This is a genomic window from Geobacillus thermopakistaniensis (assembly GCF_000498995.1).
GTDB lineage: Bacteria > Bacillota > Bacilli > Bacillales > Anoxybacillaceae > Geobacillus > Geobacillus thermoleovorans.
The window spans coordinates 57496-81741 of sequence record NZ_AYSF01000111.1; the positions used below are offsets into that span (position 1 = coordinate 57496).

24 protein-coding genes are annotated in these 24246 nt (G+C 54.6%); 22 read left to right on the plus strand and 2 right to left on the minus strand.

All coding sequences use genetic code 11. The features are described from left to right. Window positions 1-269 precede the first annotated feature (269 nt). Window positions 270-1316, plus strand: coding sequence for a DNA polymerase III subunit delta (gene holA, locus T260_RS122025; protein ID WP_011231992.1), 1047 nt, complete (start codon window positions 270-272; stop codon window positions 1314-1316). Window positions 1317-1388: 72 nt separating this feature from the next. On the opposite strand, the gene rpsT is transcribed toward holA, so the two are convergent. Further along, a complete protein-coding gene (rpsT, locus tag T260_RS122020; RefSeq protein WP_011231991.1) occupies window positions 1389-1658 on the minus strand; it encodes a 30S ribosomal protein S20 in 270 nt (89 codons plus the stop codon). 183 nt (window positions 1659-1841) lie between these two features. Here rpsT and gpr point away from each other — a divergent pair, with 183 nt between their 5' ends. From gpr to deoC, 13 genes are all read left to right on the plus strand, one after another. Next, complete coding sequence (gene gpr, locus T260_RS122015; RefSeq protein ID WP_011231990.1) at window positions 1842-2960, plus strand: GPR endopeptidase; 1119 nt, start codon at window positions 1842-1844, stop codon at window positions 2958-2960. A gap of 74 nt (window positions 2961-3034) precedes the next feature. Then, window positions 3035-4234 (plus strand): stage II sporulation protein P, encoded by a 1200-nt coding sequence (spoIIP, locus tag T260_RS122010; protein ID WP_023634646.1) that lies wholly within the window; start codon window positions 3035-3037, stop codon window positions 4232-4234. Between the two features lie 12 nt (window positions 4235-4246). Then, a complete protein-coding gene (locus T260_RS122005; RefSeq protein WP_011231988.1) occupies window positions 4247-4585 on the plus strand; it encodes a YqxA family protein in 339 nt (112 codons plus the stop codon). Window positions 4586-4842: 257 nt separating this feature from the next. Further along, on the plus strand, window positions 4843-6672 hold the full coding sequence (gene lepA / locus T260_RS122000) for a translation elongation factor 4 (RefSeq protein ID WP_023634648.1): 1830 nt from the start codon (window positions 4843-4845) through the stop codon (window positions 6670-6672). Window positions 6673-6746: 74 nt separating this feature from the next. Continuing rightward, window positions 6747-7886, plus strand: coding sequence for a radical SAM family heme chaperone HemW (hemW, locus tag T260_RS121995; RefSeq protein ID WP_011231986.1), 1140 nt, complete (start codon window positions 6747-6749; stop codon window positions 7884-7886). Window positions 7887-7969: 83 nt separating this feature from the next. Beyond that, a complete protein-coding gene (gene hrcA, locus T260_RS121990) occupies window positions 7970-9004 on the plus strand; it encodes a heat-inducible transcriptional repressor HrcA (RefSeq protein ID WP_014196378.1) in 1035 nt (344 codons plus the stop codon). A gap of 98 nt (window positions 9005-9102) precedes the next feature. Next, window positions 9103-9744, plus strand: coding sequence for a nucleotide exchange factor GrpE (grpE, locus tag T260_RS121985; RefSeq protein WP_013524168.1), 642 nt, complete (start codon window positions 9103-9105; stop codon window positions 9742-9744). Window positions 9745-9767: 23 nt separating this feature from the next. Then, window positions 9768-11591, plus strand: a complete 1824-nt coding sequence (gene dnaK / locus T260_RS121980) for a molecular chaperone DnaK (RefSeq protein ID WP_013144701.1) — start codon at window positions 9768-9770, stop codon at window positions 11589-11591. Window positions 11592-11720: 129 nt separating this feature from the next. Continuing rightward, complete coding sequence (dnaJ, locus tag T260_RS121975) at window positions 11721-12869, plus strand: molecular chaperone DnaJ (protein ID WP_011231982.1); 1149 nt, start codon at window positions 11721-11723, stop codon at window positions 12867-12869. A gap of 5 nt (window positions 12870-12874) precedes the next feature. Then, window positions 12875-13813: a 50S ribosomal protein L11 methyltransferase gene (prmA, locus tag T260_RS121970; RefSeq protein ID WP_023634649.1), complete on the plus strand. Its 939-nt coding sequence runs from the start codon at window positions 12875-12877 to the stop codon at window positions 13811-13813. A gap of 17 nt (window positions 13814-13830) precedes the next feature. Beyond that, window positions 13831-14607: a 16S rRNA (uracil(1498)-N(3))-methyltransferase gene (locus tag T260_RS121965; RefSeq protein ID WP_031213343.1), complete on the plus strand. Its 777-nt coding sequence runs from the start codon at window positions 13831-13833 to the stop codon at window positions 14605-14607. A 76-nt stretch (window positions 14608-14683) separates the two neighbouring features. Continuing rightward, a complete protein-coding gene (gene mtaB, locus T260_RS121960; RefSeq protein ID WP_011231979.1) occupies window positions 14684-16033 on the plus strand; it encodes a tRNA (N(6)-L-threonylcarbamoyladenosine(37)-C(2))-methylthiotransferase MtaB in 1350 nt (449 codons plus the stop codon). 137 nt (window positions 16034-16170) lie between these two features. Further along, on the plus strand, window positions 16171-16842 hold the full coding sequence (gene deoC / locus T260_RS121955; protein WP_014196373.1) for a deoxyribose-phosphate aldolase: 672 nt from the start codon (window positions 16171-16173) through the stop codon (window positions 16840-16842). On the opposite strand, the gene T260_RS121950 is transcribed toward deoC, so the two are convergent. Continuing rightward, window positions 16839-17774, minus strand: coding sequence for a Na/Pi symporter (locus T260_RS121950; protein WP_023634651.1), 936 nt, complete (start codon window positions 17772-17774; stop codon window positions 16839-16841). The genes deoC and T260_RS121950 overlap by 4 nt on opposite strands. Window positions 17775-17958: 184 nt before the next feature. On the opposite strand from T260_RS121950, the gene rpsU reads away from it, so the two are divergent. The 8 genes from rpsU (at window position 17959) to T260_RS121910 (ending at window position 24134) form a co-directional block, all read left to right on the plus strand. Continuing rightward, complete coding sequence (gene rpsU / locus T260_RS121945; protein WP_008879912.1) at window positions 17959-18132, plus strand: 30S ribosomal protein S21; 174 nt, start codon at window positions 17959-17961, stop codon at window positions 18130-18132. A 29-nt stretch (window positions 18133-18161) separates the two neighbouring features. Then, a complete protein-coding gene (locus T260_RS121940; RefSeq protein ID WP_011231976.1) occupies window positions 18162-18608 on the plus strand; it encodes a GatB/YqeY domain-containing protein in 447 nt (148 codons plus the stop codon). A gap of 101 nt (window positions 18609-18709) precedes the next feature. Continuing rightward, complete coding sequence (yqfC, locus tag T260_RS121935) at window positions 18710-18994, plus strand: sporulation protein YqfC (RefSeq protein ID WP_013144709.1); 285 nt, start codon at window positions 18710-18712, stop codon at window positions 18992-18994. Between the two features lie 15 nt (window positions 18995-19009). Beyond that, window positions 19010-20197 carry a sporulation protein YqfD gene (gene yqfD / locus T260_RS121930; protein ID WP_014196371.1) on the plus strand — a complete coding sequence of 396 codons (1188 nt, stop codon included), beginning with the start codon at window positions 19010-19012 and terminating at the stop codon, window positions 20195-20197. Window positions 20198-20199: 2 nt separating this feature from the next. Beyond that, window positions 20200-21162 (plus strand): PhoH family protein, encoded by a 963-nt coding sequence (locus tag T260_RS121925; protein ID WP_011231973.1) that lies wholly within the window; start codon window positions 20200-20202, stop codon window positions 21160-21162. 49 nt (window positions 21163-21211) lie between these two features. Continuing rightward, window positions 21212-23314, plus strand: coding sequence for an HD family phosphohydrolase (locus tag T260_RS121920; RefSeq protein ID WP_023634652.1), 2103 nt, complete (start codon window positions 21212-21214; stop codon window positions 23312-23314). Further along, window positions 23311-23781: an rRNA maturation RNase YbeY gene (gene ybeY / locus T260_RS121915; protein WP_011231971.1), complete on the plus strand. Its 471-nt coding sequence runs from the start codon at window positions 23311-23313 to the stop codon at window positions 23779-23781. Before T260_RS121920 ends, ybeY begins: the two co-directional genes overlap by 4 nt. After that, window positions 23781-24134, plus strand: coding sequence for a diacylglycerol kinase family protein (locus T260_RS121910; protein WP_011231970.1), 354 nt, complete (start codon window positions 23781-23783; stop codon window positions 24132-24134). The genes ybeY and T260_RS121910 overlap by 1 nt, the downstream gene beginning before the upstream one ends. Window positions 24135-24246: the final 112 nt, after the last annotated feature.

Consider the following 24246-nt stretch of genomic DNA (forward strand, 5'->3'; position numbering starts at 1 on the left):
CGTTCAATCATTTTTAGTATAGACGAAAACGCGTGAAAAATCTACCGCCGCTCGCTTCTTTTCCTTCCTTGACAACAGTTGACACAAATACTTTCAAACAGCCGGGAAAACATAAAAATAACCCGCTGGCCAATAAGGTCCTAGGACTTATAGGCTGGCGTTTATATAAAGGGGAACCGGTTTTTTCGGCAGCCGGTTCCCTTGTAAAATGACGAAAAACGGTGTATCTTTTCTAGCAGAGACGTTTGCTAGGGAATGGAGACGGGAACATGCTGGAACGCGTATGGGGAAACATTGAAAAACGGCGTTTTTCTCTTCTTTATTTATTATACGGCAATGAGCCGTTTTTATTAACGGAAACGTATGAGCGATTGGTGAACGCAGCGCTTGGCCCCGAGGAGCGGGAGTGGAACTTGGCTGTGTACGACTGCGAGGAAACGCCGGTCGAGGCGGCGCTTGAGGAGGCCGAGACGGTGCCGTTTTTCGGCGAGCGGCGTGTCATCCTCATCAAGCATCCATATTTTTTCACGTCTGAAAAAGAGAAGGAGATCGAACATGATTTGGCGAAGCTGGAGGCGTACTTGAAGGCGCCGTCGCCGTTTTCGATCGTCGTCTTTTTCGCGCCGTACGAGAAGCTTGATGAGCGAAAAAAAATTACGAAGCTCGCCAAAGAGCAAAGCGAAGTCGTCATCGCCGCCCCGCTCGCCGAAGCGGAGCTGCGCGCCTGGGTGCGGCGCCGCATCGAGAGCCAAGGGGCGCAAGCAAGCGACGAGGCGATTGATGTCCTGTTGCGGCGGGCCGGGACGCAGCTTTCCGCCTTGGCGAATGAAATCGATAAATTGGCCCTGTTTGCCGGATCGGGCGGAACCATCGAGGCGGCGGCGGTTGAACGGCTTGTCGCCCGCACGCCGGAAGAAAACGTATTTGTGCTTGTCGAGCAAGTGGCGAAGCGCGACATTCCAGCGGCGTTGCAGACGTTTTATGATCTGCTTGAAAACAATGAAGAGCCGATCAAAATTTTGGCGCTGCTCGCCGCCCATTTCCGCTTGCTTTCGCAAGTGAAATGGCTTGCCTCCTTAGGCTACGGGCAGGCGCAAATTGCTGCGGCGCTCAAGGTGCACCCGTTCCGCGTCAAGCTCGCTCTTGCTCAAGCGGCCCGCTTCGCTGACGGAGAGCTTGCTGAGGCGATCAACGAGCTCGCTGACGCCGATTACGAGGTGAAAAGCGGAGCGGTCGATCGCCGGTTGGCCGTTGAGCTGCTTCTGATGCGGTGGGGCACCCGCCCGGCGCAAGCGGGGCGTCACGGCCGGCGGTGAAGCGATCGCCCGGCCGTTTGCCGTGAACATAAAGAAAAACAAAAAAACGACCTGGCGCCAGGTCGTTTTTGATTAGGAAGCTTGGATGCTGTTCAATTTTTTCGCTAAGCGCGATTTTTGCCGGCTGGCGGCGTTTTTATGGATAAGGCCTTTGCTTGCAGCTTTGTCTAATTTTTTCGACGCAATAATGAATGCCTCGCGCGCTTTTTCCACGTCTTTCAATTCAACAAGCGCTTCAAATTTTTTGATCGCCGTACGCATGGCCGATTTCATCGAGGCGTTGTGAGCCCGGCGCTTTTCGCTCGTTTTCGCGCGTTTGATCGCTGATTTGATGTTAGCCACGTTCGTTCACCTCCGTTACCATTCCTACTTTCTGTTGTGAACAACAGGAAGAACAAGTGTTATTCTATCAAACGTGTTTGGATTATGCAAGAGTGTTCAAGCGAAAATCCTTTACGAAACATGAATGACCGGGCCTGATTGCGGCGACAATAAAAGAAAACGGCAGAAATGGGGAGGAACGACATGGAACAGCCGCTCGATTTACGCCAGTACTCGGTGCGCACGGATTTAGCGATCGAAGCGCATGAGATCGCACTCGAGGAGCGCTTGCAGCAAAAACAAGAAAGCGCCGCGCCGATTGAGGGGGTCATCATTCATGACGAGGAGATCAACGGCGTCAAGCTGTCGCATGTGCATGTCACGGAACAAGGAGCGGCCTCGATCGGCAAAAAGCCGGGCCACTACGTGACGATTGAAGCGCAAGGCATCCGCGAACAAAACACCGAGCTGCAGCAAAACGTGCAGCGCATTTTTTCCGAGCAGCTCAGCGCCTTTTTCAAGCGGCTCCGCATTCCCGATCAAGCGAGCTGCTTGATCGTTGGGCTCGGCAACCAAAACGTCACCCCGGACGCGCTCGGGCCGCTCACGGTGGAAAACGTGCTTGTCACCCGTCATTTGTTCCAGCTGCAGCCGGAAAGCGTCGAGGAAGGCTTCCGGCCGGTGAGCGCCCTTGCTCCGGGGGTGATGGGGACGACCGGGATTGAAACGAGCGACATTATCGACGGCGTCGTCCGGAAAACAAAGCCGGATTTTGTCATTGTGATTGACGCCTTGGCTGCCCGCTCGATCGAACGAGTCAACGCGACGATTCAAATTTCTGACACCGGCATCCATCCTGGCTCCGGGGTCGGCAACAAGCGGAAAGAGTTAAGCTATGAAACGCTTGGCATTCCGGTCATTTCGATCGGCGTTCCGACGGTTGTCGATGCGGTCTCCATCACGAGCGACACGATCGATTTCATTTTGAAGCACTTCGGCCGCGAAATGCGCGAAGGGAAACGGCCGTCAAGCGCGCTCGCTCCGGCGGGCTGGACGTTTGGGCGCAAACGAAAATTGACGGAACAAGACATGCCGTCGCCGCAAGAACGGTCGACGTTTCTTGGCATGGTCGGCACGCTTGGCGATGAAGAAAAGCGGCGCCTCATCTATGAAGTGCTCGCCCCGCTCGGGCATAATTTGATGGTGACCCCAAAAGAGATCGATTCGTTTATCGGCGATATGGCCAACTTATTAGCCGGCGGCTTGAATGCGGCGCTGCATCGGCAAGTCGACCAAGGCAATGTCGGCTCCTACACCCATTAGACAAAAAACAGTTCTATCTTTTCCCGCTTGGCCATACGTTAAACTGAGGAGACAAGCCGGGAAAGGGTGGGAATATGAAACGATGGCGCTCCCCAAACGTCATGATCGCGATTCCAGGAGCCAGCATAAAGAAACTGTTGATGCTCATCATCCTTGGCTGCATGATGATGTTTATGCTTGTCGGAGCGCTCACATCGCTGCGGCCGGAATACCGTCCGTCGTCATCATCGCTGAACGATATGGCGGCCCATTTTCCGGAAGAGACGTTCATTCGTCTGTTCGCCTTGGAAAATCGATATTTTGCGCAGCTGCTGCCGAAAGATCGGCGGCAGACGAATTACTCATCGCTATTGTTCCGCCTGGCGACGAGCATCAATCCCGATGACCCGCGCAGCCTGCTTGGCAGCGAGCTGCCGGGCTTTGCCCTTTATGACAGCAAAATTCTCATCGCTGGTGAAGGAACGGATTATACGAACATGCCATACGAATCAGCGCCGCCGCTTGAGGCGATGCTTGCGGAACGGCAAGCCTCGGTCGATGAACTCGAACAAGCAAACAAGAACGAAAATGAAAAACCGGTTCCCCCGCCATCGCAGACGACCGGAGGGAAAAAAGTGGTCTACATTTACAATACCCATACGCATGAGTCGTTTTTGCCGGCGCTCAAAGGGGTCACTGACCCGGATTTGGCGTTTCACCCGACGGTCAACATCACAAAAGTGGGGGAAAAGTTAGCGGAAGAACTGGAAAAGCGCGGCATCGGGGCTGAAGTGAGCAAAATCGACATTGTCAGCGAATTGTTAAAGAAAGGGATGAAATACTCCCAATCGTATGATATGTCCCGCCAAACAGTGGTCGCAGCAATGAAGCAAAATCGTGACTTGCACTACTTCATCGATATCCATCGCGATTCGCGGCGGCGGAAATATACGACGGCTACGATCAACGGCGTTGATTATGCGCGTGTCGCATTCATTATTGGCGGAGAAAACGCGACATACGAGAAAAACTTGCAGCTGGCTACCGCGTTGCATCAGTTGCTGCAAAAGAAATATCCAGGGTTGAGCCGCGGGGTGATCGAGAAAAAAGGAGCCGGGACGAACGGCAAGTTTAATCAAGATTTATCGGAAAACGCGATTTTAATTGAAGTCGGCGGTGTTGACAATACGTTTACTGAGTTGTTTCGTTCCGTGTCGGCATTGGCCGATGTGTTCAGCGACTATTATTGGCAGGCGGAAAAAGTCGAAGCGCCGGCTCCGGCGGAGAAAAAGTAAAGGAGCGTCACTATGGCACGATGGTTCATCCGCTTTACTCTAGCGATCTTTCTTCTTTTTTTCGGCGTGTTGTTTGGCATGCAAGAGGCGCATCGCGGCATGGAACGGATGCGCGGTTATGCCGATCCGTCGTTTCCATCCGTCATCGATATGAAAAAAAGGGAAAATGGTGAGGTGGAAGCGGCGGTGTTTGGCCGGCCGGTCGTTGCTGGAGATTTAGGAGAAAAGCAAGAAACGATTCGCGAGCTGAAAACGTTCAACTTGTTCTCTAGGCTCGGCCAACTTTTTGCCGATGCCGTCACCGCGCTTATGGAAATGCTGTTTTCGCTCGTCGGCCGGGTGTTGGACTAGCCCGTTCATGTGCGGACGAAACAGGAACGTGCCGTCAAAATGGCGGCTTTTTCTTTTGGACGCCGTCCGCCGGCTGGAGCACAAAGTGCTGCGCTTTCCATATTGTCGATTGTTTTCTTGGCGCGGCTCTGGCCGTTTCTCGTCTTTCCGGAAAGCCCGAACGGCGGCTTGGCTTTTCGTTCATCATTGAATCTTCTTCGCGCTGTTGCTATAATCAAAGCTAGTGTAGTTTTGCGAAGAAGCAGGAGTGAGAGACGATGAACCGGGAAGAACGGTTGAAACGGCAGGAACGGATCCGCAATTTTTCGATTATTGCTCACATTGACCACGGAAAATCGACGCTAGCGGACCGCATTTTGGAAAAGACGGGGGCGCTGTCGGAGCGTGAATTGCGCGAGCAGACGCTCGATACGATGGAGCTTGAGCGCGAGCGCGGCATCACGATTAAATTGAATGCGGTTCAGTTGACATATAAAGCGAAAAATGGCGAAGAGTATATTTTCCATTTGATCGACACGCCGGGCCACGTCGACTTTACGTACGAAGTGTCGCGCAGCTTGGCCGCTTGCGAAGGGGCGATTTTGGTCGTCGATGCGGCGCAAGGCATTGAAGCGCAGACGCTCGCCAACGTGTATTTGGCGATCGACAACAATTTAGAAATTTTGCCGGTCATTAACAAAATCGATTTGCCAAGCGCTGAACCGGAGCGGGTGCGTCAAGAAATTGAGGATGTCATCGGTTTGGACGCCTCTGACGCGGTGCTTGCTTCGGCCAAAGTCGGCATCGGCATCGAAGAAATTTTGGAAAAAATCGTCGAAAAAATTCCGGCTCCCTCGGGTGATCCGGATGCGCCGCTGAAGGCGCTCATTTTTGATTCCCTTTATGACCCGTACCGCGGCGTCGTCGCCTATGTCCGCGTCGTCGACGGAACGGTGAAGCCAGGGCAGCGCATTAAAATGATGTCGACCGGCAAGGAGTTTGAAGTGACGGAAGTCGGCGTGTTCACGCCGAAGCAAAAAGTCGTCGACGAATTGACGGTCGGTGATGTCGGCTATTTGACCGCCTCGATTAAAAACGTGAAAGATACGCGCGTCGGCGATACGATCACCGATGCCGAACGGCCGGCAGCTGAACCGCTCCCGGGCTATCGGAAGCTCAATCCGATGGTGTTTTGCGGAATGTATCCGATCGATACGGCGCGCTACAACGATTTGCGCGAGGCGCTCGAGAAGCTGCAATTGAACGATGCGGCGCTCCACTTTGAGCAGGAAACGTCGCAGGCGCTTGGGTTCGGCTTCCGCTGTGGATTTCTCGGCTTGCTTCATATGGAAATCATCCAAGAGCGGCTCGAGCGCGAATTTCATATCGATTTGATCACGACCGCGCCGAGCGTCGTTTACAAGGTGCATTTGACCGACGGAACGGAAGTTGACGTCGACAACCCGACGAACATGCCCGACCCGCAAAAAATCGACCGCATTGAAGAGCCGTATGTGAAAGCGACGATCATGGTGCCAAACGACTATGTCGGTCCGGTGATGGAGCTGTGTCAAGGAAAGCGCGGCACGTTTGTCGATATGCAATATTTGGATGAAAAGCGCGTCATGCTCATTTACGATATTCCGCTCTCCGAGATCGTCTACGACTTTTTCGACGCTTTAAAGTCGAACACAAAAGGGTACGCGTCATTCGACTACGAATTGATCGGCTACCGGCCGTCCAATCTCGTCAAGATGGATATTTTGCTAAACGGCGAAAAAATCGATGCCTTATCGTTTATCGTTCACCGCGACTCTGCGTACGAGCGCGGCAAAGCGATCGTTGAAAAGCTGAAAGATTTGATTCCACGCCAGCAATTTGAAGTGCCGGTGCAGGCGGCGATCGGCAACAAGGTCATCGCCCGTTCGACAATCAAAGCGTTGCGCAAAAACGTGCTCGCAAAATGTTACGGCGGCGACGTGTCGCGGAAGCGGAAGCTGCTTGAGAAGCAAAAAGAAGGAAAGAAGCGGATGAAACAAATCGGGTCGGTCGAAGTGCCGCAAGAAGCGTTTATGGCCGTCTTGAAAATCGACGACCAGAAAAAATAACGAGCAAGGCTGTCTCCGTTGGGGATAGCCTTGTTTGTTTCCTGCGGCGCCGCCGGCTGAAAGGAGGAGGACCGATGGCCGTTTCAGCGTATTTTCATATTCCATTTTGCGCCCATATTTGCCATTATTGCGATTTTAACAAAGTATTCGCCGCCGGCCAGCCGATTGACGACTATTTGCGGGCGATGGACAAAGAAATGGCGTGGACGGCGGCGGAATTTGGCAGCCAACTCAAGACGCTGTTTATCGGCGGCGGCACGCCGACGGTGCTTGAGCCGGCGCAGCTCGGCTGTTTGCTTGCGAGCATCCACCGCCATTTTCAGTTTGACTCGCAAACGGCCGAATTTACCGTCGAAGCCAACCCGGACGGCTTGACGAAAGAAAAGCTCGCTATTTTGCGCGATGCCGGAGTGAATCGGCTGAGCCTGGGGGTGCAGACATTTGACGATCAGCTTCTGCAAACGATCGGCCGCACGCACCGGCGAGGCGACGTCATACGGGCTGTAGCGTTGGCCAGAGAAGTCGGGTTTCAGAACATCAGCATTGATGTAATGTACGGTTTGCCGGGGCAGACACTTGAGCAGTTTACGGCCGATTTAGAAGCGGCGTTTTCGCTTCATGTGCCGCATCTTTCTGCTTATTCCCTCATTTTGGAGCCAAGGACGATTTTTTATAACGAATGGCGGAAAGGGCGGCTCCGTCTACCGGGCGAAGAGATGGAAGCCGAGATGTACGAAGCGGCGATGGAGCAGATGGCTGCCGCTGGCTATCGGCAATACGAAATCAGCAACTATGCTTTGCCGGGATTTGAAAGCCGGCACAACTTGACGTACTGGAACAACGAGGAGTACTACGGCATCGGCGCTGGGGCGCACAGCTATATCGACGGGGTGCGGCGGGCGAATATCGGTCCCATCCGGCATTACATCAGCGCGATCGAACGCGGCCAATGGCCGCACCGCGACGTGCGCCGCTTGACCACTCGCGAGCAGATGGAAGAGGAAATGTTTTTAGGGCTGCGCAAAACGGAAGGGGTGTCCAAAGCCTGCTTTCGGCAAAAGTTCGGCCGCGACCTCCACGACATATTTGGCGCGGCGATCCGCCGGGAAATCGAAAACGGACGCCTCGAGGAAACGGAGACTCACATCCGCTTGACCAAACGAGGCAAGCTGCTCGGCAATGAAGTGTTTGCCGCGTTTCTCGGCGAAATGTAAACATTGACATTTGCCGGGCGATTTGCTACCCTAGTAGTAGATTTAGCACTCGAATTGTTCGAGTGCTAACAGAGGTGAGACACGTGCTAACGGACCGCCAACTGCTGATTTTGCAGGTGATTATTGACGATTTCATTCGTTCTGGGCAGCCGGTCGGTTCGCGGACGTTATCGAAAAAGCATCAAATCGCGTTCAGCTCGGCGACGATCCGCAATGAGATGGCGGATTTGGAGGAGCTCGGCTATATTGAAAAAACGCACATTTCTTCCGGCCGTGTGCCGTCGGAAAAAGGGTACCGCTACTACGTCGACCATTTGCTGCCGCCGCAGCGGCTGACAAGGGCGGACATTCAAAAAATCCGCTCCGTGTTTGCCGAGCGCATCTATGAGCTGGAAAAACTGATGCAAAAGTCGGCGCAAATTTTATCCGAGCTGACGAACTATACATCCATCGCGCTCGGGCCGACGTTTAAAGAAAGCAAACTGAAGCGGATGCAAATCGTTCCGCTCAACGAACAGACAGCCGTCGCCATCGTCGTGACGGACACCGGCCATGTTGAAAACCGGGTCGTGACGATTCCGTCATCGATGGACGCAGGCGACCTCGAAAAAATGGTCAACATTTTCAACGAGCGGTTGAACGGCGTTCCGCTCATTGATTTGAAAGAAAAAATGGAGACGGAAGTGGCCGACGTATTGCGCCGGCACATCCGCAACTACGACAGCGTGCTCAATACGCTCATTGAGACGCTCGATGCCCCTGAAGAAGAAAAAGTGTTTTTCGCCGGCAAGGCGAATATGCTCAACCAGCCGGAGTTCAGCGACATCCAAAAAGTGCGCCCGCTTCTGGACATCATTGAGCAGGAAAAAGACATTTATCGCCTGCTCCGCAAGCAAACCCAAAAAGGAGTGCGGGTTTCGATCGGGCATGAAAACGAACTGCGCGGCATGGAAAACTGCAGCTTGATTACAGCGACGTATTCGGTCGGCGATGAGCCGCTCGGGGCGATCGCGATTCTTGGTCCAACGCGCATGGAATACTCGCGCGTCATCACTGTCTTAAACCGTGTCGCTTCCGATTTGTCGGCCGCGCTCGCGAAATGGTATCAAAGTCAATAAGAATGGCCATATTGGATAACGGATGGATCGCGCATCCATCCTTTCCTTGTGGCCATTGATACATAAAAGGGAAGAGCCCCGGCAGGGAGGTGAAAGCGATGGAGCAAGGAGAAAAACAAGTGATGGAACAAGCTACATACGATGAGCCGGAGCGGGAGCAACCGATCGAGGAAGAAGCCGCCCCGCAGCCCGAGGGGGAATCAGGCGGCGTTCCGCTTGAAGAGGCCGGTGGGGAGGAAGCGGCGGAGCCGGCGGAAAAAGCGCCAACGGCCGAGGAGTTGGCGGCGGCCAAGGCGCAGATCGCCGAATTGGAAGCGAAGCTTTCAGAGATGGAACACCGGTATCTCCGCCTGTACGCCGATTTTGAAAACTTCCGCCGCCGGACGCGCCAGGAGATGGAAGCGGCTGAAAAATACCGCGCCCAAAGCTTGGCGAGCGATTTGCTTCCGGTGCTTGACAACTTTGAACGCGCGTTGAAAATAGAGACGGACAACGAACAGGCGAAATCGATTTTGCAAGGGATGGAAATGGTGTACCGGTCGCTTGTTGACGCCTTGAAGAAAGAAGGCGTCGAGGCGATCGAGGCGGTCGGAAAGCCGTTTGACCCTTATTTGCACCAAGCCGTCATGCAGGCGGAAGCGGAAGGCTATGAGCCGAACACGGTTGTTGAGGAGCTGCAAAAAGGTTATAAGCTGAAAGACCGCGTGCTGCGGCCCGCCATGGTCAAAGTAAGCCAATAAACGGAAACGGAGGGTGATCAGTGATGAGCAAAATTATCGGCATCGACTTGGGAACGACGAACTCTTGCGTCGCCGTGTTAGAAGGCGGCGAAGTGAAAGTCATTCCGAATCCGGAAGGAAACCGCACGACCCCGTCGGTCGTCGCGTTTAAAAACGGCGAACGCCTAGTCGGCGAAGTCGCCAAACGGCAAGCGATCACGAACCCGAACACGATCATCTCGATCAAGCGCCATATGGGGACGGATTACAAAGTCGAAATCGAAGGGAAGCAATATACGCCGCAAGAAATTTCGGCGATCATTTTGCAATACTTGAAGTCGTACGCCGAAGACTATTTGGGCGAGCCGGTGACGCGTGCGGTCATCACGGTGCCGGCGTATTTCAACGACGCCCAGCGCCAAGCGACGAAAGACGCCGGCCGCATCGCCGGCCTCGAAGTCGAGCGCATCATCAACGAGCCGACGGCCGCGGCGCTTGCTTACGGCCTTGATAAAGAAGAAGACCAAACGATTCTCGTCTATGACTTAGGCGGCGGGACGTTTGACGTCTCGATTTTGGAGCTTGGCGACGGCGTGTTTGAAGTGAAGGCGACGGCCGGCGACAACCATTTGGGCGGCGACGACTTCGACCAAGTGATCATCGATTATTTGGTCAATCAGTTCAAGCAAGAGCACGGCATCGATTTGTCGAAAGACAAAATGGCGCTCCAACGCTTGAAAGATGCCGCGGAAAAAGCGAAAAAAGAGCTGTCCGGCGTCACGCAGACACAAATTTCGCTTCCGTTTATCAGCGCCAATGAAAACGGTCCGCTCCATTTGGAAATGACGTTGACAAGAGCGAAATTTGAAGAGTTGTCCGCCCACCTCGTCGAGCGGACGATGGGGCCGGTCCGCCAGGCGCTTCAAGACGCCGGCTTGACGCCAGCCGATATTGATAAAGTCATTTTGGTCGGCGGTTCGACGCGCATTCCAGCTGTCCAAGAAGCGATCAAGCGCGAGCTTGGCAAAGAGCCGCACAAAGGCGTCAACCCGGACGAAGTCGTTGCCATCGGTGCGGCGATCCAGGGCGGGGTGATCGCTGGCGAAGTGAAAGATGTCGTCCTGCTTGACGTGACCCCGCTTTCGCTTGGCATTGAAACGATGGGCGGCGTATTTACGAAACTGATCGAACGGAACACGACGATCCCGACAAGTAAATCGCAAGTGTTCACAACGGCGGCTGACAATCAAACGACGGTCGACATTCACGTTTTGCAAGGAGAGCGCCCGATGGCGGCGGACAACAAATCGCTCGGCCGCTTTCAGCTGACCGGCATTCCGCCGGCGCCGCGCGGCGTGCCGCAAATTGAAGTGACGTTTGATATTGACGCCAACGGCATCGTTCACGTGCGCGCCAAAGATTTAGGAACGAACAAAGAGCAGTCGATTACGATCAAATCGTCGTCCGGCCTGTCGGAAGAAGAAATTCAGCGCATGATTAAAGAAGCGGAAGAAAACGCCGAAGCCGACCGGAAGCGGAAAGAAGCCGCCGAGTTGCGCAACGAAGCCGACCAGCTCATTTTCATGACCGACAAAACGATCAAAGAAGTCGAAGGAAAAGTGAGCGCCGATGAGATCAAGAAGGCGCAGGATGCGAAAGAGGCGTTGAAAGCGGCGCTCGAGAAAAACGACATCGACGACATCCGCAAGAAAAAAGACGCGCTGCAAGAAGCGGTGCAGCAGCTGTCGATCAAGCTGTATGAACAAGCGGCGAAACAGGCGCAAAGTGCAGGATCGCAAGGCGGCGCTGCCAATCATAAAGACAACGTGGTGGACGCCGAGTTTGAAGAAGTGAACGACGATAAATAATGCAACCGAAAGTCAAAGTCAGGCCTGCCTTGGCTTTGACTTTTTTTCTAGCATTGACATATTGCCTTGCCGCAGAGGGAAATGATAAAATTAAATTTATGTGAGTGAATCGGGAGTGGATGATCAACGATGGCGAAGCGCGATTATTACGAGATTCTCGGCGTCAGCAAAAACGCGACGAAAGACGAGATCAAAAAAGCGTATCGAAAGCTTTCGAAGCAGTATCATCCAGATGTGAACAAAGCCCCGGACGCCGCGGAGAAGTTTAAGGAAATTAAAGAGGCGTACGAAGTGTTAAGCGATGATGAAAAGCGGGCCCGCTACGACCGCTTTGGCCATGCCGACCCGAACGAAACGTTTGGCGGCGGCGGATTCCAAGGCGGAGGGTTTGATTTCGGCGGCTTTAGCGGCTTTGGCGGTTTTGAAGATATTTTTGAAACGTTTTTCGGCGCCGGTCCGCGCAGGCGGGCGAGCGGTCCGCGCAAAGGCGCGGATGTCGAGTATATGATGACGCTTACGTTTGAAGAAGCGGCGTTCGGAAAAGAAACGGAAATTGAAATTCCGCGGGAAGAGACGTGCGACACGTGCCAGGGCAGCGGAGCGAAACCGGGCACAAGCCCGACGTCTTGTCCGCATTGCCACGGCAGCGGGCAAGTGACAAGCGAACAAGCGACGCCATTTGGCCGCATCGTCAACCGCCGGACATGCCCCGTCTGCGGTGGCACGGGCCGGTACATTCCGGAGAAATGCCCAACGTGCGGCGGCACGGGACGCGTCAAACGGCGGAAAAAAATTCACGTCAAAATTCCAGCCGGCGTCGACGACGGCCAGCAGCTGCGCGTCGCCGGCCAAGGGGAGCCAGGGGTCAATGGCGGGCCCCCGGGCGATTTGTACATCATCTTCCGAGTCGAACCACATGAGTTTTTCAAACGCGACGGCGACGATATTTATTGCGAAGTGCCGTTGTCGTTCGCCCAGGCCGCGCTCGGCGATGAGATCGAAGTGCCGACGCTCCATGGCCATGTGAAGCTGAAAATCCCGGCCGGCACGCAAACGGGCACGCGCTTCCGCTTGAAGGGAAAAGGGGTGCCGAACGTACGGGGCTACGGCCAAGGCGATCAGCACGTCATTGTCCGCGTTGTGACGCCGACGAAGCTGACCGAAAAGCAAAAGCAGCTGCTGCGCGAGTTTGAACGGCTCGGCGGAGACACGATGCACGACGGGCCGCACGGCCGTTTTTTTGAGAAAGTCAAAAAGGCGTTTAAAGGAGAAGCGTAAGCGCGATGAAATGGTCAGAAATCAGCATTCATACGACGCATGAGGCGGTCGAGGCGATTTCGAACATTTTGCATGAAGCGGGCGCCGGCGGCGTCGTCATCGAAGACCCATACGATTTGGTCAAAGAACGGGACGACTGGTACGGCGAGATCGTCGAGCTCAACCCGGACGACTATCCGGAAGAAGGGGTGATCATTAAGGCATATTTGCCGGTCAACAGTTTTCTTGGCGAAACGGTCGAACAAATTAAGCAGGCGATTAACAATTTATGGCTGTATGATATCGACCTTGGCAAAAATAAAATTACATTGAGCGAAGTAAACGAAGAGGAATGGGCAACGGCGTGGAAAAAGCATTATCACCCGGTGAAAGTGTCCGAAAAGTTTACGATCGTGCCGACGTGGGAAACGTACGAGCCGGCGTCTAGTGATGAGCTGATCATCGAAATGGATCCGGGCATGGCGTTTGGGACCGGCACGCACCCGACAACGGTCATGTGTCTGCAGGCGCTCGAAAAGTATGTGCGCCCCGGCGATCATGTCATTGACGTCGGCACCGGCTCCGGCATTTTAAGCATCGCCGCGGCGATGCTTGGCGCTCGGTCGGTGCGGGCGCTCGATTTGGACCCGGTGGCGGTCGACAGCGCGCGGCTGAACGTGAAGCTCAATAAGGTGCAGCATGTCGTAACGGTCTCACAAAACAATTTGCTCGACCATATCGAGGAACCGGCTGATGTGATCGTCGCCAATATTTTAGCGGAAATCATTTTGCGCTTTACTGGTGACGCCTACCGGTTGTTAAAGCCAGGCGGCCGCTTCATCACGTCTGGCATCATTCAGGCGAAAAAGCAGGACGTCAAAGACGGGTTGCTTGCCGCCGGCTTTGCCATTGAGGAAATCAACGTGATGGAAGACTGGGTGGCGGTTGTCGCCCTGAAACCGTAAGCAAAGAAGGGATGGCTGTGCAGCGCTATTTCGTTTCCGGCCAGGCGCAACAAGGCGGGATCGTCGCGATCAGCGGCGATGATGCCCATCATATCGCCCGCGTCATGCGCATGAAGCCGGGGGACGGGATCATTTGCGTCTTTCCAGACGGGCGCACGGCGGTGTGTGAAATTGAACAAATTGCCAATGAGCATGTGCAAGCCCGTATTGTACAATGGAAAGAGGAGCGAAGCGAGCTGCCGGTGCGCATCTACATCGCCCAAGGGCTGCCGAAAGGCGAAAAGTGGGAGCTCGTCATCCAAAAAGGAACAGAGCTCGGCGCCGCCGGCTTTCTTCCGTTCGAAGCCGCCCGGTCGATCGTGAAATGGGACGCGAAAAAGGCGGAGAAAAAAGTCGAGCGATGGAAAAAAATCGCGAAAGAAGCGGCTGAGCAGGCTGAACGAACGGTGGTGCCGGACGTGCGGGCGCCGCTTTCGTTTGTCGAGCTCCTCTCCTTTGGCCAAACGGTCGATGTTCGGCTGTTTGCCTACGAAAAAGAGGCGCGAAACGCCCGGCATGCCGCGCTTCCGGCGCTTCTTTCCCGCCTCCGTCCGGGCGGCGCGTTGCTGGCTGTTTTCGGGCCAGAAGGCGGGTTCAGTCCGGAAGAAGCAGAACAGCTTCGGCAGCACGGCTTTTCGCCCTGCAGCCTTGGGCCGCGCATTTTGCGGACCGAAACAGCTCCGCTCTATTTGCTTTCCGCCGCCTCTTATGAATGGGAGCTGCGCGCGCCGAACGGCGAAGCGGAGCGCGCTTAGTGAGCAACATTGGCTGTTTCTTATAAAAGTTCGGTCCCGCTGATCCCTAAGCGGGGGGCAGAGTGAGGTGAACAAGATGCCGACAGTGGCTTTTCATACACTAGGCTGCAAAGTCAATCATTACGAAACCGAAGCGATTTGGCAGCTGTTTAAAAAAGCCGGCTACGAGCGAAAAGAGTTTGAAAGCCGTGCGGATGTGTATGTGATCAACACGTGCACGGTGACGAACACCGGCGATAAAAAGAGCCGTCAAGTCATCCGTCGTGCGGTGCGCCGCAATCCGGACGCCGTCGTCTGCGTGACCGGCTGCTATGCGCAAACATCGCCGGCTGAGGTCATGGCCATTCCGGGCGTTGATATTGTCATCGGCACGCAAGACCGGCATAAAATTTTGGATTACATCGAGCAATTCCAGCGCGAGCGCCAGCCGATCAACGCTGTTCACAACATTATGAAAACGCGCGTTTTTGAGGAGATGGATGTGCCGGAATTCACTGATCGGACGCGGGCGTCGCTTAAGATCCAAGAAGGGTGCAACAACTTCTGCACGTTTTGCATCATCCCGTGGGCGCGCGGCTTAATGCGCTCGCGCGATCCGCAGGAAATCATTCGCCAGGCGCGCCAGCTCGTCGCCGCCGGCTATAAAGAAATCGTTCTGACCGGCATTCATACAGGCGGCTATGGCACCGATCTGAAAGACTATAACTTTGCGTCCTTGTTGCGCGATTTGGACGAGCAAGTGCCGGGGCTGAAGCGGCTCCGCATTTCGTCGATTGAGGCGAGCCAAATCACCGATGAAGTGATTGATGTGCTGAAGCGGTCGGAGAAAATCGTCCGCCATTTGCACATTCCGCTCCAGTCTGGGTCGAATACGGTGCTCAAGCGGATGCGCCGCAAATATACGGTGGAATTTTACGCGGAGCGGCTCGCCCGGCTGCGCGAAGTGTTTCCAGAGCTGGCGGTGACTTCTGACGTCATCGTCGGCTTCCCAGGCGAGACGGAAGACGAATTTATGGAGACGTACAATTTTATTCGTGAACAACGGTTTTCCGAACTGCATGTCTTTCCTTATTCGAAGCGGACCGGCACGCCGGCGGCGCGCATGCCGAACCAAATCGATGAAGAAACGAAGCATGACCGCGTCCGCCGCTTGATCGCTCTGTCCGACCAATTGGCGAAAGAGTACGCCTCCCGGTTTGAAGGGCAAGTGCTCGAAGTCATTCCGGAAGAGCGCGACAAAGAGCGGCCGGATTTGTACGTCGGCTATACAGACAACTATTTGAAAGTCCGCTTCCCGGCAACCGAGGAAATGGTCGGTGAACTTGTCAAAGTGAAGATTACGAAAGCCGGCTATCCGTACAATGAAGGAGAGTTCGTCCGCGTTGTGCCGGATGAAATGGCCCGTTCGGTCAAATGGAGCTCATAACCCAGCCTAGTTGCTGGGTTTTTTCTGTCTTTTTCCGGAGACAATACGGATGGCTAGTTTTTGTCGAGGGAGCATGGTATGATGGTAGACGTCAGACTTTCCATCTTGACGGAAATGGCAGAAAGGGGTTTCTCCGAATGACGATGAATATCGCGAAAATGATCGATCATACGCTGCTCAAACCGGAAGCGACAGAACAACAAATCGTGCAACTGTGCACGGAAGCAAAGCAATACGGCTTTGCTTCCGTGTGCGTCAACCCAACGTGGGTGAAAACGGCGGCGCGCGAGCTTTCCGGCACGGATGTCCGCGTCTGCACGGTCATCGGCTTTCCACTTGGGGCAACGACGCCGGAAACAAAGGCGTTTGAAACAACGAACGCCATCGAAAACGGCGCTCGCGAAGTCGACATGGTGATCAACATCGGCGCGTTAAAAAGCGGGCAAGACGAGCTTGTCGAGCGCGACATTCGTGCGGTTGTCGAAGCGGCGGCTGGCAGGGCGCTTGTCAAAGTGATCGTTGAAACGGCGCTTTTGACCGATGAGGAAAAAGTGCGCGCCTGCCAGCTCGCAGTGAAAGCCGGCGCTGATTATGTGAAAACGTCGACCGGGTTTTCCGGCGGAGGTGCGACGGTGGAGGATGTGGCGCTGATGCGGAAAACGGTCGGCGACAGAGCAGGCGTCAAAGCATCAGGCGGCGTCCGTGACTGGAAAACCGCTGAGGCGATGATCAACGCCGGCGCGACGCGCATCGGCACAAGCTCTGGGGTGGCGATCGTCACCGGCGGGACGGGCCGCGCTGACTACTAAGCCCGGTTTCGGTCATGCAAAAACAGAATGACCTTTTCGATGGCGCCGACAAATGGAAGAGCAGCCACTGAGCAAATGACGTTGAACAAGACGCTCACATGAGCGAGCTGCACATCAGGCGCTGGGCTGAGCCTGGCGGCAAAACTGGCGAGCGGCTCGGTCCAAAAGGCGAACAAAGCGGCGCCGACGACGTTCAGCCATAGATGGGTGTAGGCGGTCAGCTGGGCCTCTTTGCTGGAGCCGATCGAAGCCAAAAGCCCGGTGATGCACGTACCGATGTTGGCGCCAAGCAACAGAGCAATCGCCGCGGACAGCGTCAACAGCTGTTCGTTTAAAAATCCCATGGCGATGCCGATCGTTGCCGCGCTCGAATGAACGAGAGCGGTGAGGACGATGCCGACAAGAAGGCCGACAGCGACGGATCGGTTCGTTTCTTTAAGCCATGCATCAACGAACGGATAGGCGGCAAGCGGTTTAGCGAGGCTGCCAAAGCCGTCCATGGCAAACAGCACAGCGGCGAGGCCGACAGTGGTCATGCCGATGCCGAGAACAAGGCGATGGCGGCCGAAAAAAACAAGCAGCGCGCCGCTGACAAGAAGTGGGATGGCGCCATCGCCGATATCAAGCGTCATCAGCTCGGTCGTGACCGTCGAGCCGATGTTGCTGCCTAAAATGATGCCGATCGATTGGCGGAACGACAAGTAGCCGGCGGCGACAAGGCCGACCGTCATCACCATCACCGCTGAGCTGCTTTGCAGGAGAGCGGTCGTCGCCAAACCGGCGGCAAATCCTTGCAGCGGCGTGGCGGTAAAGCGCATGAGCCACCGTTTTAACCGATGGCCGGACAACGTGTAAAGCCCAGCTTTCATCATAAACATGCCAAGAAGAAACAAAGCGGTGTAAATGGCAAACAGCATCAGAAACGACCCCATGGGCGACTCCCCTTTCACCCTATATGTATGGGCCTTGTCCGCGGGTGATGACCGTTTTTTCAGCGCGGGGAAGAGGCGGCCAGCAGGCCGCCGCTGCTTTTTTTTATTGACCTTTTCTGTCAGCATGTATTATAATTGACAAGTACAATATGCAATGGTTGTTGTTCGGAGGGAGGGAAGCAGGATGTCCAAAACGATCGTTCGCAAAAATGAGTCGATCGACGACGCTCTTCGTCGCTTCAAGCGTGCCGTTTCGAAAACGGGCACTTTGCAAGAAGTGAGAAAGCGCGAATTTTATGAAAAGCCAAGCGTCAGACGGAAGAAAAAATCTGAGGCGGCTAGAAAGCGCAAGCACTAAGAGCATGCATTAAAGAGGGTGTATAATCGGTGAGTCTTCTCGATCGTTTGAATGACGATATGAAGCAGGCGATGAAAAACAAGGAGAAAGAAAAACTGTCTGTTCTCCGGATGCTGAAAGCGGCGCTGCAAAACGAAGCGATCAAGCTCGGCAAAAGCCCGCTCTCGGAAGACGAAGAGCTGACGGTTCTTTCTCGCGAACTGAAACAGCGTAAAGACTCCCTCCAAGAATTTGAAAACGCTGGCCGTTCAGATCTTGTGGAAAAAGTGAAAACCGAAATTGAAATTGTTCAATCGTATATGCCAACGCCGCTGACAGAGGACGAGCTGCGCGAATTGATCGAGCAGACGATCAAGGAAGTCGGCGCCTCTTCGAAAGCGGATATGGGAAAAGTGATGGGCGCGATCATGCCGAAAGTGAAAGGAAGAGCGGATGGTTCGCTCGTCAACAAACTTGTCCAACAACAGCTGTCATAAATGCAATGGGCCTTGCCGGCAGGCAGGCCCGTTGTTTTTGAAAAGCGGTGCTAGAACCCCCTTTTGTCTCATACATATGAGATGAAAGGGGGTTCTTTTTGATGGTGAAAAAATGGCGCCAGCAGATGAAGCGGTGGATGGCGGAAAAGCTTGAACTTCCCGCCGACATTATGATGGATCTGCCCCGCATTACGATGGTTGGGCACATACATATTTACATTGAAAACCACCGCGGGCTGCTCGCGTTCAGCGATAAAGAGCTCCGCCTTTTGCTGCGGAACGGACAGCTCGTTGTCCGCGGCGAACAGTTTGTGATTAAAACGATTTTGCCGGAAGAAATTTTGTTGGAAGGAAAAATCAGCCAAGTCGTTTATATAGATGAATAGCGAGGAGGAACGGAGATGAAAAACGAATGGGTCGACACGCTCGCCGGCAGCGTGCGGGTCAAAGCGAGAGGGAAAGGGATCGAACGGTTGATCAACGCCTGCGTCCGCCAAGGGATTGCCGTCTGGAACGTGAAAAAGCATAGCGCGGATACCGCGACGTTTTTCATTAAGCTCAGCGACGTGAAACGGCTGCGCCATGTCGCCCGGCAAAGCGAATGCAAACTTTCGTTTGTCGGGAGAACCGGGCTGCCGTTTTTTTGGCGGCAGGCCTGGCGGAACAGCGGGTTTTGGCTCGGCTTGCTCCTTTTTATAGCGATTGTGTTTTTGCTTTCGAACATCGTTTGGAAGATCGAAATCAAAGGGGCGGCTCCAGAGACGGAGCATCAAATCGCCCGCGAGTTAAAGCGAATGGGAGTCGAGCGCGGCGCATTTCAGTTTCTGCTTGATGACCCGGAGACGTTGCAAAAAAAGCTGACGGAACGCGTTCCGGACATCACGTGGGTCGGCGTTGAGTGGAAAGGGACGTCGCTTCACTTCCGCGTCGTTGAAAAAGAGATTCCGGAGCCGAAAAAACCGATTCCGCCGCGTCATCTCGTGGCAAAAAAAGAGGCGGTCATCGCTGATTTGTTCGTTGAAGAGGGACAACCGCTCGTTTCCGTCAACGACTATGTGCAAAAAGGCCAGCTGCTTGTTTCTGGCATTATCGGCGCTGAAGGGAGGACGAAGTTTGTGCCGGCGTCAGGGAAAGTGTTTGGCGAAACATGGTACAAGTCTACGGTCGTCCTGCCGCTTGAGACGACGTTTCATGTGTTGACCGGCAAGTTCACCGAACGGCATTATGTCGGAATCGGGCGCCTTTTGATTCCTGTTTGGGGATGGAAGAAGCCGGTGTTTGCCCATACCATCGTTGAGACAGAAAAACGGCCGTTTCGTTTTTGGAAATGGGACTTGCCGCTCTATTACGAGCGCATCACGATCCGCGAGGCGGAAGAAGTGAAGCGGCGCTACACGTGGGAAGAAGCGTTCGCGGAAGCGAAAGAGATCGCCCGCCGCGAGCTGCGGGCGAAATTGCCGGAGGAGGCGGCCATTCGCAGCGAAAAAGTTTTGCATCAGGCGAAAGAGAATGGTAAAGTAAGGGTAGAATTGCATTACGAAGTCATCGAAAATATTGCTGTACCACAACCCATCGTCCAAGGAGATTGAGAATGTCAGAGCAGTTCGTTACGATCAGCCAACATGTGCGAAACCCGCAGGAAGCGGCGGCGCTCTTTGGCGTCCATGACATCCATTTAAAGCGGATCGAGGAAGAGCTCGGCGTGTCGATTGTGACGCGCGGGGAAACGGTTAACGTCTCCGGCACGCCGCAGCAAGTTCAGCTCGTTGATGAATTGCTTCGCCATTTATTGATCGTCATTCGCAAAGGGGCGGCGGTCAGCGAGCGCGACGTTCTTTACGCCATTCAGCTTGCAAAAAAAGGAGCGCTTGACGGCCTTGTTCAGCTGTACGACGAGGAGATTACAAAAAACGCCAAAGGGAAGCCGATCCGCGTCAAAACGTTGGGCCAGCGCTATTATGTTGCAGCAATTGAACAGTATGACTTGACGTTCGGCATCGGCCCAGCCGGCACCGGAAAAACGTATTTGGCGGTCGTCATGGCGGTCAAGGCGTTAAAAAACGGCAGCGTCAAGCGCATCATTTTGACTCGTCCGGCCGTTGAGGCCGGAGAAAGCCTCGGCTTTTTGCCAGGCGACTTAAAAGAGAAGGTTGACCCGTATTTGCGCCCGCTGTATGATGCCTTAAACGATGTGTTGGGAGCGGAGTATACGCAGCGGTTGATTGAGCGCGGCACGATTGAAATCGCCCCACTCGCCTATATGCGCGGCCGGACGCTGGAGGATGCGTTCGTCATTCTTGACGAGGCGCAAAATACGACGCCAGCGCAAATGAAAATGTTTTTGACCCGGCTCGGCTTCGGCTCGAAGATGGTCATTACCGGCGATATTTCCCAAGTCGACTTGCCGAAGGGCGTCGAATCGGGGCTTTCGGTCGCCAAGCGCATTTTGGCCTCCATTGGCGGCATCGCCTTTGTGTTTTTGGAACAGTCGGATGTCGTTCGCCATCCGCTCGTCGCGAAAATTATTGACGCCTATGATGAGGCGGGCTTATAGAACGAGAGCGACGGGATCGGTCTTTTCTTGCAAAGCGAGGGGAAAACCGGTGGGAAGGTTTCGTTTTTTTCTTGAGCGGACAAAAACAGTCCGCTTTGTCCGCTTTTGGCTGTTTTTGCTTTTGGCTGTTCTGTTGTTTGCCGTTTTGTATTGGCAAGTGAAGCCGCGCCAGTATGAGCTGCGCCTGTTTGACGTCGCGAAGGAAACGATCCGTTCGCCGGTGACGGTCGAGGACAAAGAGGCGACCGCCAAGCTGAAAGAAGAGGCGGCGGCGAAAGTAGCGGATGTCTATACGTTAAAAAAAGAATATGCCGAAAACCGGGTCGACCTTCTTTCCTCGCTGTTTGCCGCGATTGAAAGCGTGCAGCGCGAGGCGGAGCCGGACCGCCCGCTCGGCGATATGATCGCCAAACTTGAGGAACGGCTGCCGCCGGAATGGCTTGCCTATCTGTCTGCCGCTGAATGGCAACGGCTGCTTGCCGCCTCGCCGGAGGAGCTCAAGACGGCGAAGGAAGCCGCCTTGACCGCGGTGCATGCCGTCATGAGCGAGCGCATTTCCCAAGCGGAACTTGACACGGCGCGGGCGGAAGCGGCCAAAGAGCTTGAATACGCTGCGCTGTCGCCGCCGCTTCGCGAGGCGGTCGCGAAGCTTTGCCGACAGGCGGTCATTCCGAACGTCGTCTACGATCGGGCGGCGACGGAAGAAAAACGGCGGCAGGCGATGGATGAAGTGAAGCCGGTGAAAATTTTGCAAGGGCAAGTGATCGTCGAGGAAGGACAGTTTATCACGAATGATGTTTACCGCCGGCTCGAGCTGGTCGGCTTGCTTGAGAGCGGGCGTCCGTCTTGGACCGCCGCTGGGCTTTTGGTGTTCGTTTTGTTGCTGCTTGCTCCGCTCATTTACTATTTTCGGACGGAAACGACGAATGAAAAGCTGTCGCTTTATACAGCCATTTTTACGTTGATGATGACGACAATGGCGCTCATTCGCCTTCTGCCATCTAGCGGCGCTGTTTCCATCGGTTACCTTGTGCCGGCGGCGTTCGGGCCGATGCTCGTCCGCATTTTGCTCGGAGAGCGGCTCGCGATGATGACGACCATCATCGGAGCAGTGTGCGGCAGTTTGCTGTTCAATGAGGAAATTGGAACGGCCGGCGCGGTGTCAGTGTCGTTGATTGTTTACTTTCTTGCCGGCGGCTTGGCCGGGACGTTTTGTCTGCCAAAGGAGCTGGCGAAAGCGAACATTTGGCGGGCCGGCGTGTTTGTCGCCGCGGTCAATATCGTTTCGCTTTTTTCGCTGTTGCTGTTAAAAAACGGCCGCTATTCGCCGACGGAAATCGGCTTGTTGGTGCTGATGGCGGCGGCCTCAGGAGTTTTTTCTGCCATTTTGACGATCGGTCTCTTGCCGGTGTTGGAGGCGGCGTTTGGCATTTTGTCGCCGCTTCGGCTCATTGAACTGTCCAATCCGAACCATCCGCTCTTGCGCAAGTTGCTCACTGAAGCGCCGGGGACGTACCATCATAGCATTATGGTCGCCAATTTGGCCGAAGCGGCGTGCGAGGCGATCGGCGCCGACGGCTTGCTGGCGCGCGTCGCCTGCTACTACCATGACATCGGCAAGACGAAGCGGCCGCGCTATTTCATCGAAAATCAAATAGGCGGCAATCCGCATGACCATTTGTCGCCGCAGTTGAGCAAAAATATTATTATTGCCCATGTCGCCGACGGCGTCGCTTTGCTGCGCAAGCACCGGCTGCCGAAGGAGATCATCGACATCGCCGAACAGCACCACGGCACGACGCTGCTGAAGTATTTTTATCATAAGGCGCGCGAGCAAACCGAGTTTGTCTCGGAAGCGGAGTTTCGTTATCCCGGGCCGAAGCCGCAGACGAAAGAAGCGGCGGTCATCAACATCGCCGACAGCGTCGAAGCGGCTGTTCGCTCGCTATCCAACCCGTCGCAGGAAAAAATCGAGAAGATCGTCCGGTCGATCATCGCTGATCGCTTGCAGGACAACCAGCTGAACGAGTGCGACATTACGCTGAAGGAGTTGGAACTCGTCGCCCGTTCGCTTTGCGAGACTTTAAACGGCGTCTTCCATTCGCGCATCGAATACCCAGAAGTACGAAAGGAAAAGGTGAAGCATGCATGACCATTCACATTGATTTTCTAGATGAAACGAACGAGGTGACCGCTGAGCAAATCGAGACGATCGAGCGGCTGCTCGCCGAGGCGGCGGCCCTTGAAAACGTGCCGGACGGGGCGGAGGTGAGCGTCACATTTGTGGACAACGAACGCATCCGCGCGATGAATCGCGACTATCGCGGCAAAGATGCGCCGACCGATGTGCTTTCGTTTGCTCTTGAGGAGGAAGGGGAAGAAGAGGTTCACATCGTCGGCGCTGATATGCCGCCGGTGCTCGGCGATATCGTCATTTCGATTCCGAAGGCAAAAGAGCAGGCGGCAGCCTATGGACATTCGTTCATGCGCGAGCTCGGGTTTTTGGCTGTGCACGGTTTCTTGCACCTGCTTGGTTACGATCATGGGACAGAAGAGGAAGAGCGCGTCATGTTCGCCAAGCAGGAAGACATCTTGGCGAGGTTCGGGTTGACAAGATAATGCGCGGCAAACGAGAGCGAGACCGGTTTGCTTGGGCGTGGGCGGGAATGAAGGCGGCGGTGAAAGAGGAAGCTCATTTGCGCTTCCACTTGGCGGCCGCTGTTGTCGTCTTTGCCGCCGGGTGGGTCGTTGGGCTGTCGCGCTGGGAGTGGATCGTGCTGCTCATGGCGGTCGGCACGGTCATTGCGCTTGAGCTTGTCAACACGGCTATTGAGCGCGCCGTCGATTTGGCGACGGGTGAGTTTCATCCGTTGGCGAAAGCGGCGAAAGACATCGCTGCCGCGGCGGTGCTCGCGGCGGCCGGATTTGCGGTTGTGATCGGCATTTTGCTGTTTTGGCCGCATCTTCGCTAAACGAATGAGAGAGAAAATTCGAATTTTTCTGTTACATTTTGATTTCAAATGATGAAATGGATGGCGTTTTTTTGTAAAATAAAAGAAAGCAGCGTTTGCTTGCAGGAAAGGA

Coding starts and splice junctions, on each gene's coding strand:
- holA (WP_011231992.1), top strand. CDS start 270: ATGCTGGAACGCGTATGGGGAAACATTGAAAAACGGCGTTTTTCTCTT.
- gpr (WP_011231990.1), top strand. CDS start 1,842: ATGGAACAGCCGCTCGATTTACGCCAGTACTCGGTGCGCACGGATTTA.
- spoIIP (WP_023634646.1), top strand. CDS start 3,035: ATGAAACGATGGCGCTCCCCAAACGTCATGATCGCGATTCCAGGAGCC.
- T260_RS122005 (WP_011231988.1), top strand. CDS start 4,247: ATGGCACGATGGTTCATCCGCTTTACTCTAGCGATCTTTCTTCTTTTT.
- lepA (WP_023634648.1), top strand. CDS start 4,843: ATGAACCGGGAAGAACGGTTGAAACGGCAGGAACGGATCCGCAATTTT.
- hemW (WP_011231986.1), top strand. CDS start 6,747: ATGGCCGTTTCAGCGTATTTTCATATTCCATTTTGCGCCCATATTTGC.
- grpE (WP_013524168.1), top strand. CDS start 9,103: ATGGAGCAAGGAGAAAAACAAGTGATGGAACAAGCTACATACGATGAG.
- dnaK (WP_013144701.1), top strand. CDS start 9,768: ATGAGCAAAATTATCGGCATCGACTTGGGAACGACGAACTCTTGCGTC.
- dnaJ (WP_011231982.1), top strand. CDS start 11,721: ATGGCGAAGCGCGATTATTACGAGATTCTCGGCGTCAGCAAAAACGCG.
- prmA (WP_023634649.1), top strand. CDS start 12,875: ATGAAATGGTCAGAAATCAGCATTCATACGACGCATGAGGCGGTCGAG.
- mtaB (WP_011231979.1), top strand. CDS start 14,684: ATGCCGACAGTGGCTTTTCATACACTAGGCTGCAAAGTCAATCATTAC.
- deoC (WP_014196373.1), top strand. CDS start 16,171: ATGACGATGAATATCGCGAAAATGATCGATCATACGCTGCTCAAACCG.
- T260_RS121950 (WP_023634651.1), bottom strand. CDS start 17,774: ATGGGGTCGTTTCTGATGCTGTTTGCCATTTACACCGCTTTGTTTCTT.
- rpsU (WP_008879912.1), top strand. CDS start 17,959: ATGTCCAAAACGATCGTTCGCAAAAATGAGTCGATCGACGACGCTCTT.
- yqfC (WP_013144709.1), top strand. CDS start 18,710: ATGGTGAAAAAATGGCGCCAGCAGATGAAGCGGTGGATGGCGGAAAAG.
- yqfD (WP_014196371.1), top strand. CDS start 19,010: ATGAAAAACGAATGGGTCGACACGCTCGCCGGCAGCGTGCGGGTCAAA.
- T260_RS121925 (WP_011231973.1), top strand. CDS start 20,200: ATGTCAGAGCAGTTCGTTACGATCAGCCAACATGTGCGAAACCCGCAG.
- ybeY (WP_011231971.1), top strand. CDS start 23,311: ATGACCATTCACATTGATTTTCTAGATGAAACGAACGAGGTGACCGCT.
- T260_RS121910 (WP_011231970.1), top strand. CDS start 23,781: ATGCGCGGCAAACGAGAGCGAGACCGGTTTGCTTGGGCGTGGGCGGGA.